At 56.0% G+C, this 14,331-nt stretch carries 8 protein-coding genes; 2 read left to right on the forward strand and 6 right to left on the reverse strand.

Going from position 1 to position 14,331, the window contains the following annotated elements:
• On the reverse strand, nt 1-3,771 hold the full coding sequence (gene tamB / locus EM595_RS15185) for an autotransporter assembly complex protein TamB (RefSeq protein WP_067433923.1): 3,771 nt from the start codon (nt 3,769-3,771) through the stop codon (nt 1-3).
• The gene (gene tamA, locus EM595_RS15190; protein ID WP_067433926.1) at nt 3,768-5,504 is read right to left on the reverse strand and encodes an autotransporter assembly complex protein TamA; all 1,737 of its coding nucleotides are present in this window, start codon (nt 5,502-5,504) and stop codon (nt 3,768-3,770) included. Before tamA ends, tamB begins: the two co-directional genes overlap by 4 nt.
• 510 nt (nt 5,505-6,014) lie before the next feature.
• On the opposite strand from tamA, the gene paeA reads away from it, so the two are divergent.
• Complete coding sequence (gene paeA, locus EM595_RS15195; protein ID WP_067433929.1) at nt 6,015-7,340, forward strand: polyamine export protein PaeA; 1,326 nt, start codon at nt 6,015-6,017, stop codon at nt 7,338-7,340.
• A gap of 89 nt (nt 7,341-7,429) precedes the next feature.
• Here the strand turns inward: paeA and EM595_RS15200 are convergent, their stop codons facing one another.
• The 3 genes from EM595_RS15200 to cysQ form a co-directional block, all read right to left on the reverse strand.
• Nucleotides 7,430-9,715 carry an Ig-like domain-containing protein gene (locus EM595_RS15200; RefSeq protein WP_067433932.1) on the reverse strand — a complete coding sequence of 762 codons (2,286 nt, stop codon included), beginning with the start codon at nt 9,713-9,715 and terminating at the stop codon, nt 7,430-7,432.
• Between the two features lie 222 nt (nt 9,716-9,937).
• Nucleotides 9,938-10,144, reverse strand: a complete 207-nt coding sequence (locus EM595_RS15205; protein ID WP_067433935.1) for a stringent response modulator YtfK — start codon at nt 10,142-10,144, stop codon at nt 9,938-9,940.
• 419 nt (nt 10,145-10,563) lie between these two features.
• A complete protein-coding gene (gene cysQ, locus EM595_RS15210) occupies nt 10,564-11,310 on the reverse strand; it encodes a 3'(2'),5'-bisphosphate nucleotidase CysQ (protein WP_067433938.1) in 747 nt (248 codons plus the stop codon).
• Between the two features lie 333 nt (nt 11,311-11,643).
• Here cysQ and EM595_RS15215 point away from each other — a divergent pair, with 333 nt between their 5' ends.
• Nucleotides 11,644-13,596, forward strand: a complete 1,953-nt coding sequence (locus tag EM595_RS15215; RefSeq protein ID WP_067433940.1) for a bifunctional 2',3'-cyclic-nucleotide 2'-phosphodiesterase/3'-nucleotidase — start codon at nt 11,644-11,646, stop codon at nt 13,594-13,596.
• Nucleotides 13,597-13,662: 66 nt separating this feature from the next.
• Here EM595_RS15215 and fklB read toward each other — a convergent pair whose 3' ends face one another.
• Nucleotides 13,663-14,283: a BamJ family beta-barrel-assembly machinery protein gene (gene fklB / locus EM595_RS15220; protein ID WP_067433943.1), complete on the reverse strand. Its 621-nt coding sequence runs from the start codon at nt 14,281-14,283 to the stop codon at nt 13,663-13,665.
• Nucleotides 14,284-14,331 lie beyond the last annotated feature (48 nt).

Consider the following 14,331-nt stretch of genomic DNA (forward strand, 5'->3'; position numbering starts at 1 on the left):
CTAAAACTCAAACTGATAGAGCAGATCCAGCGTCTGATCGAGACCAGACACCGCTTCCAAATAGAGCTTAGGCATAAGGCGATAACGCAAGGTTAAGGTCGCCAGTGAATCAAATATGCCGACACCGTATTTTACCTGTAGACCTGGCAGCACGTAGCCGCTCACCTGCACCTGCTGGCTGTCGCCAACACCGGCGGTATCGAGCGCCAGATTGCTGACGCCGAAGGTCTCACCGATTTTACCCACAACCTGCCCACTTTGCGCAACCCCCAGCCCAACTAATGCTGAGGTTAATGCGTTGCTGTCGCCATCGCTACCCAATCCCTGCCCGCGCAGCAGGTAAGAGAGCGCCTCCTGCTGTGACATGGCCGGGTCGGCAAACACTTCCGCTTTTGGCTCATCAGCAAGACCGGTAACGCGTAATCCGGCGGTCACGCCATCTTCGGTGGCATCCGGGTTGCGGATCGCTTCCAGGTTAACGTATGGCTGGTCCGGCGGACCAGCAAACTGCAGTTCACCTTTGCGCACCAGCAGATCCTGACCGTAGGCGTGGAAGCGACCGGACGGAATGTTGATCTGCCCGTTCAGGCCGAGGCCGCGCTTATCCTGCACCAGTTTGAGATCGCCATTCAGCTTCGCCTTGAGGCCGAACGCGCTGAGTCGCACATCGTTGCCAACGTGAATGACCAAGTTGCTGTTGATTGGAATGGCCGCGGTTTGTGGTGCGATCGGCTTCAGGTTCTCATCCAGCAGCACCTCATCCGAAGAGACGCCGGTGGCGCTTTCCGGTACTTCCTGCACCGTGATGCGCGCCCACGGAATATCAACGCTGCCGTTGAGATTAAAGGCGGTCGGCGACGCATCAAACACCAAATCCGGCGAGACATCGAGCCGTACCATTGGCGGTACGGTCACGCGTACGCGGCTGCCCTGCGCGGCGATGCGCGCGCGCCAGTTATCGATCTGACTCCAGTCGGCGTTGCCGTTGAGATTAATATTGCCTTTTGCCGTCTGAATCGCGCCTTGCAGCGTGGAACTCATGCCGTTGAACACCATGCTGAGGTTAGCGGCGGTAAGATCAACCGGCATAAAGCTACCTTCAACATCGATATTGCGCAATCCCAGCTGACCAAACACCTGCGGCTGTTGCAGATTACCGCCCAGACGCAGATTGCTGTTGAGCATGCCGGCGATTTTCTCGCCCTGCATCAGCGCTGGATTCAGCAGCGCCAGCGAGATATTGGTGATATTGACGTTGCCGGAGAGCGTACGGCGGTTTTGCGGATCGGCGATCTGCACATTGCCATCCAGCTGACCGTTGTTGGCAATGCGGATCAGCCAGTCGAGCTGGGCGCGTCCGTCGCGCAACGCGGCGTTGAGGTTCAGTGCGGTAAAGGCCACCGGCAACGTATTGCCCTGTACATCCTGCTCAACCTTGACGCCGTTGCCTTTCAGCGAGACGCGGCCCTGCGGCAGCGCACCATCGGCGGTCCAGGTGACATCCGCATCACCGCTAAACACGCCGGTGAGTTTGGTTTCATCGGTCAGGAACGGCTTGATCATCGCCAGGTCAAAGCGGTTCAGCGCCACGCGCGCGTGACCGCTCGGGCCTGCCTCAATCGGCTGCGGCACGCAAAGCTCAGCGTTGGGATTGAGCCAGCAGTGAGTGCCAATGGTGACGGTTTGCTTGCTGTTAAGATAATCCAGGCTCATCGCACGAGAGAGCCGCCACACGCCAACCGGCGTATCGAAGCGCGTATCGTTCATGCTGCCCTGCCAGCGCTCACTCTGCCGATCAAAACTGCCGCTTAGTGCCAGCTGCCCAGAAACCGGCTCGCCCTGCACGTTAAGCTTCAGCTGATGCTTTTTCTCATCGCCATCGGCATTCAGGGTAAGCAGCCTGATTTTCAGCGCATCCTGCTGAAGCTGTTCAACGCGCAGCGCCAGCTTGCCAGACACCTGATCGCTGGAGCGTACGTCGCCCTGCAGCGTGACGCGGGCAATCTGCAACTGCTGCCAGCGCAGTCGGGTGGCGGTGAGATCGGCCAGCAGCTGCGGTGCTTTCAGCGTGCCGCGCGCTTTGATCGATCCCTTCGCTACGCCACCAAGGCCGGGTAACGCATTATCCAGCGACGGCGCATCAACCAGCGCATCAAGATTCAGCGCATCGCCCAGCGAACCTTTCACATCAATATGGTTGCGCCCCAGCGCCAGCTGCAGCGCCGGAATGTTCCACTGGTTATAGCTGTTGCCATACAGCGTGCCCTGCGCCGATACCGCATTCTGTTTCACATTGCCTTTCAGCTGCAGTTCCGGCACGCGCATCTGCCAGGTGCCGCCATAGAGGCTGCCGCGCGTGGTGATTTTACCGTCCAGCTTCGCCGGCCAGTCCGGATACTGTTTCGCGGTGTTGATACCAGAAAGCGTCAGCTCGCTGCGCCAGCTAATCGCCTTGCTCCAGTCCACCAGCGCGGTCAGATCGGCGTTGCCCTGCAAGGCAGCAATGCGCAGCTTGTCGAGGCTGAACTGTTCCACGTTGCCTTTGCCATCCAGCGCAATGTTGGCAGGTGGAATGGACTCGCCTTTTACCGCGGTGCGCAACGCCATCACATAGTCGGTGGCTTTGCCCTTAAAGGAGAAATCGAGATTGTCGGCCTGAACCTGCACCGGGCCGGTTAACGGCCAGCGCAGCTGTGGGCTGGTCAGCGACATATTCACTGGCAGGCCAGCTACCGCAGGCTGCGCGTCACCGTTGAGCTGGGCCTGTACCGGGCCGGAGAGGTTCAGTGCGAGGTTGAGCTGCTGACGCATCGCGCCGCCCAGCGTCATTTTGATCTTCTCGCCTTTCAGCGGATCGATGTTTAACGCGCCATTCAGATTGAAATTCACCGGCCAGTTATCAGCCAGCGTCGCCTCCCCGCTGGCATTAAGCTGCCCCTGCGGTGAATCGATATCGAGCGTCTGCAACTGCAACAGCTGATCGGCGGTTTTCGCTTTGAGCAGCAGACGGTTGATGGCGATATCGGTATCGCCGGTGATGCGCAGCTGTTCGCCGATCAGCTCCTGCACGTCAACATTCAGCGGCAGACGAAATTCAGGCAGATCGGGCAGCAGCGGTTTGGCAAACATCGCCTTCAGCGTTTCGCCCAACGGCGGCTCATCGGCCTGCGGCTTATTCACCTTCGGCTCAATCACCTGCTCCTGTGCCACCTGCGCCGCTTTCGGCAAGGCAATCAGCAGGCTTTGAATATGCGTTGGCGTAATGGTGAGATTTTTGTCCTGCCAGGCGAGGCCGGTAGTGAAATCGAGCAACGACACCGCGGTGTCGTCGATTTTAATATTGATATTGTGCAGCGCCAGCTGACGCAGCGTGATCGGATAAGGCGTGCTGATATCCCCGCTGCCAGGCTGCTCTTCCACCGGTTGCTGCGCGGCGGGCGCCATTTTTTTGCTGTCCACGGCGACGTTCACATCGCTGATAGAGAAATCATTCACGCAGATAGCCGAATGGGTCAGACAGCCGAGCTGCACCGCCAGATGCACTTTGCCGACGTTGACGTTGACGCCCGGCATCTCATATTGCACGCCGCTCAGCGTCAGATTGCGCCAGCCGCCATCCACCTTTTTGATCTCCAGCCCCGGTACCCAACGTGACGCGCCGTTCAGCAGCAGATGCAGGCCCGGCGTGGTGCCAATCAGGAAGGCCACGGCAGCCAACAGCACCGCCAGAAATATCAGTAAGCCAATCAGGGCCTTTTTCCACCAACTCATAATTCCGGCCCCAGTCCGACATAAAATTGCAGGTTGCTCGACTCTTTATCGCCAATCGGTTTAGCGATATCAAACTTGATTGGTCCCACCGGGGATGACCAGCGAACGCCGACGCCCGCGCCGGTTTTCACGTTGCTCTGTTTGATATCGTCCACCGCTTCGCCGGAGTCGACAAACACCGCACTCCACCATTTTCCGGTGACGTTGTACTGATATTCCAGCGAGCCGGTGGCCAGCTTGGAAGCCCCCACCAGCTTGCCGTCCTCATCGCGTGGCGCGATGTTTTTGTATTTGTAGCCGCGGATGCTGCGATCGCCACCGGCGAAGAAGCGTAAATCGGGCGGCACGCGATCGAAGTCGTTGGTTTCAATCCAGCCGAGGTTACCGCGCGCTACAAAGCGGTGTTTATCCGCCAGCGTGCGGATCCAGACGTTCTGCGCCTGCAAAATCATGAAATCAACGTCCGAGCCCCAGGTGGTATCGGAGACGTCAACCGAATAGCGCTGCGAATCGCCCCAGGTTGGCATCAGTCCGCCGCGCGAACGCGTGCGGTTAATGCTGGCGCCCGGATAGAGCAGCATGGTGGTGTTGGTGACGTTACCCTGCGTAAAGTGGTCGAGGCTCCAGCGCAGGTTCAGCGCTTTTTGCCAGCCGGAGCTGTTATCCCAGTTACGCGCCAGGCCCAGCGTGGTGGTATCGGCTTTGGTATCGTTGAGATCGGTGCGCTTCAGGCCACCGGAAAAGGTGTAATACTGTTCAAGTGGGCTTTTCAACACCGGCACTTTGTAGCCGAAGGCCAACTCCTGTTCGGGCGCGGAGACGTTGGCGCTGGCGCTGAGGCTGTGCCCACGATCGTTCACCCAAGGCTTTTTCCACGTCGCTTTCAGCCGCGGCCCCACGTCGGTGGAGTAGCCAACGCCGGTTTCAATGGTATTTTCCGTACGCGGTGAGACCACGGCGCTGAGCGGCAATATTTTGCTCTGGCGGCCTTTATCAAATTCAGGCGCAACCACCACCGAATTAAACCAGCCGGTGGCCGATAAGCGACGGTTCAGCTCTGCCAGTTCACGCGAGCTGTAATAGTCGCCCTTTTTAAACGGCACCAGGTTATCGAGATATTCTTCGCGGATTTGCGAGCCCTGATAGGTGACGTCGCCAAAACGATAACGCTCGCCGCTGTCATAATCGAGATCCCAAAAGGCTTCACGCCGTTCAACCGACACGCCCAGCTGGCTTTTTTTAAAGTCACCGTCGAAATAACCGTTACGCAGCGCCAGGTTAGTAAAGCCATTTTTGAATTTTTCGTAGGCGCCGTGATTCAGGACGGTGCCTTTTTTTGGCGTGCCCTGTGCAACCCAGGCTTTATAATCGCTGTCGTTGTGCGCATCACCGCTGACAATAATGGTGCTGCCAGCTATTTTTACCGGCTCGCCCGCCTTAACGTGCGCAATCAGCACCGGACGGCCACCGGCAGCCGGTGCCGGGCGCGATTCAAAATCGATATCCGGCTCGTAGTAGCCCAGCGCCCGCAGCCCGCCTTTAATCGCCTCCGCAACGCGCGCGCGAAAACGGCCATCGGACGACACCTCATCGCTGGCGATGGTCGACAATTGTGCCCTGACGTTTTTCTGTAATTCCCCGGTTAACCCTTCAAGCTGCAAGCGCACGGTGGCGGCCTCAACGGCCGGTGCCACCAGCAGGCAACATAAGCAATAAAAACGAAATCCTGGCACGTTCACTCCTGTTTATAATGCCGACCCCAATACAGGTGGGGCAAAGCCAGTTTTAACGCGCTCTGATGCGCATGCGGCGTGCTATCACTATAGCCGCTGGCTGGCGTGCGTCCTGCCGTAATCACCCGCAGCGCGCCGTTAAGCCAAATCGTTGCGCTTATTGTGGTCAAAGGCGTGAATCGATACAACCGCCAAGACGCATTAATCGGCGCGTTGCCCGATAAAACCGCGCACCCGTTGTGCGGCCCCGCTACTGTTATTTGCCAGGCGTGTTTGCGCTATGAGCGCTGTCTGGAATATTTCTCTCTTCATCGCCCTCTGGCGGCGGCAATAGCGCTACTGCTATAATCGCGCTCACCGGCCTTTTACGGCCTCTGATTGTGATTCTGCTCCGGCATTTCGCCGATCCAGGCAGACATTTTTGGCACGGATAGCCTTCAATGCGCATCATGCATGACGCTAATGCTGCCCAGGCCAAAAATGACAAGTCGATAAACCAACGGAAATTTTATGTTAAACAGCTTGCTTGTCATTGTGTTGCTGATTGCGGTCAGCTCCTTTTTCTCCTTGTCGGAAATCTCGCTCGCGGCCGCGCGCAAAATTAAACTGAAGCTGCTGGCGGACGACGGCAACATTAACGCGCAACGCGTCCTGAAAATGCAGGAAACGCCAGGTATGTTTTTTACCGTGGTGCAGATTGGCCTGAACGCCGTGGCGATTCTTGGCGGTATCGTCGGCGATGCGGCATTTTCACCGGCGTTCTATTCCTTGTTTATCCGCGTTGCCGATCATGAACTGGCTGAACAGCTCAGCTTTATCTGCTCGTTTACCGTGGTGACCAGCTTCTTTATTCTCTTCGCTGACCTGACGCCTAAACGTATCGGCATGATTGCGCCCGAGGCGATCGCCCTGCGCATTATCAACCCAATGCGTTTCTGCCTGTTTATGTTGCGCCCGCTGGTCTGGTTCTTTAACGGCATGGCGAACACTATTTTCCGCCTGTTTAAAATTCCGATGGTGCGCAAAGACGATATTACTTCCGATGATATTTATGCGGTGGTGGAAGCGGGTGCGCTGGCCGGCGTGCTGCGTAAGCAGGAACATGAGCTGATTGAAAACGTGTTTGAGCTGGAATCGCGCACCGTCCCCTCTTCAATGACCTCGCGTGAGAACATTGTCTGGTTCAACCTGCACGAAGATGAAACCAGCCTGAAAACCAAAATTGCACAGCATCCGCACTCCAAGTTTCTGGTCTGTAATGATGATATCGACCATATCGTCGGCTACGTCGATTCTAAAGAACTGCTGCTGCGCGTGCTGGGCAATCAGAGCATGGCGCTGAGCAGCGGCGTGCAGATTCGCGCGGCGTTGATCGTGCCGGATACGCTGACGCTGTCAGAAGCGCTGGAAAGCTTTAAGACCGCGGGCGAAGATTTCGCAGTGATCATGAATGAATACGCGCTGGTGGTCGGCATCATTACGCTTAACGATGTGATGACCACGCTGATGGGCGATTTGGTCGGCCAGGGGCTGGAAGAGCAGATTGTTGCCCGTGATGAGAACTCATGGCTGGTTGAGGGCGGCACGCCGATTGACGACGTGATGCGCGTGCTGGATATCGACGATTTCCCACAGTCAGGCAATTACGAAACCATCGGCGGCTTCATGATGTTTATGCTGCGTAAAATCCCGAAGCGTACCGACTTCGTGAAGTTTTCTGGCTACAAATTTGAAGTGGTGGATATCGACAGCTACCGCATCGATCAGCTGCTGGTGACGCGCATTGATGCCCGCCCCACTACGCTCAACGTGTTAAAAAACGAAGAAGCGGAATAATGCACGTTTGCCTGTGGCCGCAGCATAACGCGCCACAGGCAAAAAAAAGACCGGGAAGATTCCCGGTCTGACTGACGTACTCCTCACCGTTAAAACGTTAAGGTATTCATCTCCTCTTCCACTTTCAGGCTGTCGCTGGCGGCGCCGAGATTTGCCATTACGCCATTTTCGCTGCTCACTAACCAATCCACGGTGTTAAGCGCTAACGGCAAATCGGCCGACTCCGCGTCAATGGTCTCATCGAATAACGGCGTATCGCCGGCTACCAGCAGCGAATCATCAACCATGTCAAAGCCACGGGCCAGCGAGCGCGAGAACGTCGGCTCTGGAGCCTGCACGTTAATGTTCACCGCGTTGCTGGTGTTGTGCTCGGTCATCGCGCGCACCAAATGCGTACCGTTATCCAGGCTCTCATCGATTTCCAGTGTCCAGCTACCGTTGCTGTTGGCCAGGGTGCTGCCCAGGACCTGATCGCCGCTGTAAAGCGTGACCACCTCATTGGCACCTGCAGTGCCGCTAAAGGTTGGACGCGCGTCATCGGTTTCTTTGCCCTGCGAAATAGCGCCCTGCTTATTCACATTGTCGAAGGCCCGACTGATATTGACCGCCGCATAGCCTGGATTATCGATATTGATCACAAACTCATTGCTGGTATGCGTCTCGGTCTTCGCTACCACGTTATGCACCACGCCCTGGCGTAACGGCGTAGTAATCTCCAGCTCCCACCAGCCATCGTTATCGGCGATCACGCTGCCCAGTACCACGTCACCGCTGTATAGCGTTACCCGTTCGCCAGGTGCAGCGCTGCCATCAAACGTTGGCCGGGTGTCATCGGTGCGATCGGCACCGCTGTAGCTTTCCGCGGCACCGGCATTGCCAATAAAACCCGGGCGGCCCACGTCATCCCAGGCGTAATCATTGATGATCAACAGGTTGTTCTCTTCCGCTGCCTCAGGCGCATTAACCGCCAGCGTAAAGCCTGCACTTTGCTTCGAAGCCGTTTCAGCCACCAGCTGCACATGACCGTTAGCAATATCCACTTCCGGCGTGAGGACCCAACGTCCATCATGACCGGCGACGGCGCTGCCGATCAGCATTTTGCCAGCCTGACTGTTTGCGTACACGTTTACGATTTCACCGACACCGGCTACGCCGCTGATGGTCGGACGCGCATCGCCAGAAATCTTGAAGGTGTCGGAATTGTTGAAGCCGCCCGTGCCGTCATCAACCTGGGTGATCGCCAGCACCGCATCGGCTGCCGGAATGTAGTTCAACCAGATATCGTTGCTCCATCGGGTCGCCGTTTCTGCGGTATAGCTCTCCATACCTCTAACCAGATCAACGTTCGGCTGGATGGTCCAGTTACCATTCTGGTCTGCAAAGGCGCTGCCGATCGCCTCGTAAGCCATGTTGTACAGCGTTACCAGCTGGTTCGCGCCTGCACGTCCGCTAAACACAGGGCGTGGATCGTCAATGTTATCGCGATTACCTGCCGCGCCGGTTTTACCCACGTTATCCATAACCTGCGTAATGGTTACCGGCGTATTGTCAGCGGCGGCCGATCTCGCCAGCAGAGAAGGCGTATCCGCCGCGGGCTGCTCATCCTGCACCGGCGCTGGCTGCGGTACGTTAACCACCAACGTAAAGCCCGCGCTTTGCTTCGAGGCCGTTTCGGCTACCAATTGCTGATGGCCGTTGCTCATGTCCGCCAGTGGCGTTACCGTCCAGCGCCCCTCTTCATCTGCTACGGCACTGCCAATCAGGACTTTGCCAGCCTGCGTATTGGCATAAACGGTTACCAGCTCGCCGACACCGGCGCGGCCGCTAACAGGCGGACGTGGATCGTCGACCATTTTAAGCTGGTGAATAGAGTTGTAGTGTTTTGCATAGTCACCGACATGGTCTTCAACGAAGGTGATTTCCAGCGGAAAATCTGCCGCCGGCTTGTAATTGAACTGGAAGCCTGCGCTCCAGCGGGTCGCGGTTTCTGCGGTAATACCCTGTGGTCCCTCAGGCAAATCAAATTCTGGCTGGATGCGCCAGTGACCTGCGGCATCCGCATAGGCGCTGCCCAGAGCTTCGCCAAGGTGATCATAAAGTGTGACCAGCTGGTTAGCACCCGCACGACCCAGGAACATTGGGCGCGGATCGTCAATGGTGCTGTTATGCGTCACGGTGCCGGTCTTGCCGATGTTATCGATAACCTGAGTAATGGTCACGGGTGCATTGGCTGTGGCCATGCGCGGCGCCGCAGGTGAAGTTGTCTGGGTAATGTTCAGAGTCGAGGTGTTAAGAGAAAAATCGCTCAGCGGCAATGCGCCAGCCTGTGCGTCGGTTGCTGCTTTTTTGCCGCTGTCGGCACCGTTATTTTTCATGTTGCTATTCCTTTTTATAAGCATAAAAACCGCTTACGTTATAAAAGGCACGGGCAAAAATTGCGTGAGGAACGGTCTCGAAAGAGAATGATTTACCGGGCAGTATGAAGCGCGACATGGCGAGATGAAAAACAGAAAAGCGCAGAAACAGCGGTTATAAGCCAAACGTGGGAATTTCCGTACAAAGCAATAAACAGGGCGCCCAACAGGCGCCCAATATTGCTAGCCAAAATCAGCCTGTAAACGCATGACCTGGCGGTTTACTTCTGACATCACGCTAAAGTGCTGTTTATCCTTAACGCGCGGCAGCAAAATCTTTCCTTTATCGAACTCAAACGCTCCTACGTCCTTGATATATAACCGCCCTTTAAACAACGTTTTGACATATTTGGCGACCTGCAAGGGATTGTAACGCTGAAAAATCTTCATACTGCTTATACTCCTGAACAGTGTTAACTACGCTTCGCCGTTACCAAAAGGGGGGCAACAAGCCCGTGAAGCGCAAAGTGGGATAACTATAGATCACGATGAATTTTTGTGTGCCCGAAAATAACCTTTTTTACCGAATTGACACACAATTACAGAACACTCCGTTACCTGGCAGCTACAACCCAGTATAAACCTTCACTTTTAGCTCGATTGTGCTCTGTGCCGCAAAGTCAGCATGCCTTAACGACTGCGGCATGATGCCGGGGAAATATTGCAGGAAAATGACGGATAAAAAGGGAATCTGGTGGGAGCATGATTTGTACAAAACGCAGCACTGACAACCTTCGCAGCGGAACAGGCTGCCTGCCAGTGAGTATTAAGGGGATAAAAAAAGGCGACCTGCTGGCCGCCTGGTTTAATCAGAACATGGAGACGCGAAAGCCCGGATTAAGGAAAGATTCACGCGGCGTATAATCCAGCGTTTGTCCTTTCCAGTCATGAACATGTGCACCAGCCGCAATGGCCACCGCATGACCCGCGCCGGTATCCCAAATATTGGTCGGCCCAAAGCGTGGATAGAGCTGCGCTTTACCTTCAGCAACCAGGCAAAATTTCAGCGAGGAGCCGATCGAAACGGTTTGATGCTCGCCCAGCTGCGCCAGATATTCTTTTAGCTCCGGATCGCTGTCGGCATGGGAACGGCTAATCACCACCAGCGGCGGGCGCGCGTCAGCGACATGAATCTGCGTTTTATGCCCGCCCTCTTCTTTCCACGCTTTGCCGTCGGCGGCGGAATACAGTACATCCAGCACCGGCGCGTAGACCACGCCCATCACCGGTTTGCCGTGCTCAATCAGGGCGATATTCACCGTGAACTCGCCGTTGCGCTTGATAAACTCTTTGGTGCCATCCAGCGGATCAACCAGCCAGTAACGCTGCCAGTGCTGGCGTTCTTCCCAACTCGCAGGATCCTCTTCGGACAGCACCGGCGTTTCCGCATCCAGCTCGCGCAGGCCCGCAATAATGATGTGATGTGCTGCAATATCCGCAGCGGTGACCGGAGAATCATCGCTCTTGTGCGTGATATCTGCCGGTGTTTCGCCGTTATAGACCTGCATGATTGCGTCGCCCGCCTTGCGGGAAAGTTGGCAAATTTGCTCTAACATGGTTCACCTCGTTTAAGTAGCCGTCTGCGCCGCGCTGGGCATACAGCGGTTAACAGGTTCACTTAGTGAGCATAGCATTTCGCGCCATGGTCACCGCTCGCGCCTGTCTTGGGCGGTCATCTATTCTAATTGATAATGTTATCAACAGCATAGTTATCTGTATTCATGATGCTGCCCGTTGCTAACCGCGGATCGTTCTCAGCGCTTATCGCCCTCAGGCGGCAATTCGCGCATTAATCCTACAATGATCACATTTTAATGAGATAAATAACCTCGATTGCAGTGAAATTTGCGATGTTGATGGCCTGGAAAAATCTGATTAAGGAGAGGGACATGTTTAAACCCGGTATCACGCTGCTGGCGCTGGCGGTCACCGCTGCAAGCCATGCGGCCACGGTTGACCTGCGCATCATGGAAACCACCGATTTACACAGCAACATGATGGATTTCGATTATTACAAAGACACGCCAACCGAGAAGTTTGGCCTGGTGCGCACCGCCACGCTGATCAACGCCGCGCGCGCCGAGGTAAAAAACAGTGTTTTAGTCGACAACGGCGATATCATTCAGGGCAGTCCGCTCGGCGATTATATGGCAGCGAAAGGGCTGGGCAAGGATGAGGTGCATCCGGTGTATAAAGCGATGAATACCCTGGATTACAGCGTCGGCAACCTCGGCAACCACGAATTCAACTATGGCCTCGACTACCTGCACAAGGCGCTGAGCGGCGCGCATTTCCCTTATGTGAATGCCAATATCATCGACAGCAAAACCCACCAGCCGCTGTTTACGCCTTATCTGATCAAAGCCACCACGGTGACCGATCGCGCCGGCAAAACCCACAGGCTGAATATTGGCTACATCGGCTTTGTGCCGCCGCAGATCATGGTCTGGGATAAGGCGAACCTGCAGGGCAAAGTTACCGTTAACGACATTACCGAGACCGCACGCCATTACGTGCCGGAAATGCGCAGCAAAGGCGCCGATATTATCGTGGCGATTCCGCATTCCGGCCTGTCCAGCGAACCTTACCACGCGATGGCAGAGAACTCGGTTTACTATCTCAGCCAGGTGCCCGGCATTGATGCCATTATGTTTGGCCATGCGCACGCCATCTTCCCGAGCGATGAATTTAAGGCGATAAAAGGCGCTGACATTGCACAGGGTACGCTGAACGGCGTACCGGCGGTGATGCCAGGCATGTGGGGCGATCACCTTGGGGTGGTGGATCTGGTGCTGGAGAGCAAAACCGCGGGCGGCTGGCAGATCAGCAGCGGCAAAGCGGAAGCGCGGCCGATTTATGACAAGGCGGCGAAGAAGTCGCTGGCCGGAGAAGATCAGGCGCTGGTCAATGTGCTGGCCGATGCGCACAAGGCGACGCGCGACTTCGTCGCCAAGCCGATTGGCCGCTCCGCCGACGTCATGTACAGCTATCTGTCACTGATTCAGGATGATCCGACGGTGCAGATTGTGAACAATGCGCAGCGTGATTACGTTGAGCGTTTTATTCAGGGCGATCCGGACCTGGCACGTTTGCCGGTGCTCTCCGCGGCGGCGCCGTTCAAAGCGGGTGGGCGTAAAAACGATCCCGCCAGCTATGTTGAAGTGGAAAAAGGCGCGCTAACCTTCCGTAACGCCGCCGATCTCTATCTCTATCCCAACACGCTGGTGGTGCTGAAGGTCACCGGCGCCGAGGTTAAAGAGTGGCTGGAGTGCTCAGCCGGGCAGTTTAATCAGATCGATACCACACGCACTGAGCCGCAGTCGCTGATTAACTGGGATTTCCGTACCTACAATTTTGATGTGATCGATGGCGTTAATTATCAAATCGATGTGACGCAACCCGCGCGTTATAACAACGACTGCAAGCTGATCAATGCTGGCGCGTCACGAATTCATCAGCTTACCTTTAACGGCAAGCCGATCGATCCGGCAGCGACGTTTCTGGTGGCGACCAATAATTACCGCGCCACTGGCGGCAGCTTTGCCGGGACCGGTGAAAGCCATATCGCCTTTGCCTCGCCGGATGAGAACCGATCGGTGGTCGCGGCGTATATCAGCGCGCAGACCAAAGCGCACGGCGAAGTACATCCGCAGGCGGATAATAACTGGCGACTGGCGGCGATAAACAGCAGCACGCTGCTGGATATTCGTTTTGAAACCGCACCGGGCGAGAAGGCGACGCGCTTCATTAAGGATTACGCGCAGTATCCGTTACAACCCAAGGGCAATGATGCGATTGGTTTTGCGCTGTGGCAGGTAAATTTACAGCAGCCGAAGCCCTGACAGCCGGTGACACAATGACAAAAGCCAGCGTTTCCGCTGGCTTTTTTATCGGCTTTCTGCAAGGGATTACAGGATTTCCAGCAGCTCAACTTCAAACACCAGCGTGCTGAATGGTGGAATCGAGGCACCTGCGCCACGTTCGCCATACGCCAGGTTTTGTGGGATGACCAGCTCCCACTTGGAACCCACTGGCATCAGGGTCAGCGCTTCAATCCAGCCGGCAATCACGCCGCTGACCGGGAACTCAGCCGGTTCGCCACGCGCTACCGAGCTGTCAAACACGCTGCCGTCGATCAGCTTACCGGTATAGTGCACGCGTACGCGATCCTGGCGGGAAGGAATCGGACCATCGCCCTGCTTGATTACGCTGAACTGCAGACCAGACTCGGTGCTGCTGACGCCTTCACGCTTGATGTTTTCTTCGAGGAACTGCTGACCTTCCACGGCCATCGCCTGCTGGCGATCGCGACGCACCGCATCGGCACGCTCATGGATTTCACGCAGCGCACGGTGTACAACGTCAACCGGCACCGCTGGCGCATTCCCTTCCAGCGCATCGCGCAGGCCCGCAAGCAGCGCTTCCGGCTGTAAGCCCTCTAAACCGGACTCCTGCAACTGCTGGCCAACCTGTAAACCGATTCCGTAACTTGCTTGCGCTTCAACGCTGTCAAAAGAAGGGGTGGTCATTGCATTTCCTTTCATCATTGAAAATTTCAGAAGGCGCAGCATAACAGT

Source organism: Duffyella gerundensis, from assembly GCF_001517405.1.
Lineage (GTDB): Bacteria > Pseudomonadota > Gammaproteobacteria > Enterobacterales > Enterobacteriaceae > Duffyella > Duffyella gerundensis.

Excerpts from the sequence above, each read along its gene's own strand:
- paeA (WP_067433929.1), top strand. The coding sequence starts at position 6,015 with ATGTTAAACAGCTTGCTTGTCATTGTGTTGCTGATTGCGGTCAGCTCC.
- EM595_RS15205 (WP_067433935.1), bottom strand. The coding sequence starts at position 10,144 with ATGAAGATTTTTCAGCGTTACAATCCCTTGCAGGTCGCCAAATATGTC.
- EM595_RS15215 (WP_067433940.1), top strand. The coding sequence starts at position 11,644 with ATGTTTAAACCCGGTATCACGCTGCTGGCGCTGGCGGTCACCGCTGCA.
- EM595_RS15200 (WP_067433932.1), bottom strand. The coding sequence starts at position 9,715 with ATGAAAAATAACGGTGCCGACAGCGGCAAAAAAGCAGCAACCGACGCA.
- cysQ (WP_067433938.1), bottom strand. The coding sequence starts at position 11,310 with ATGTTAGAGCAAATTTGCCAACTTTCCCGCAAGGCGGGCGACGCAATC.
- tamB (WP_067433923.1), bottom strand. The coding sequence starts at position 3,771 with ATGAGTTGGTGGAAAAAGGCCCTGATTGGCTTACTGATATTTCTGGCG.
- fklB (WP_067433943.1), bottom strand. The coding sequence starts at position 14,283 with ATGACCACCCCTTCTTTTGACAGCGTTGAAGCGCAAGCAAGTTACGGA.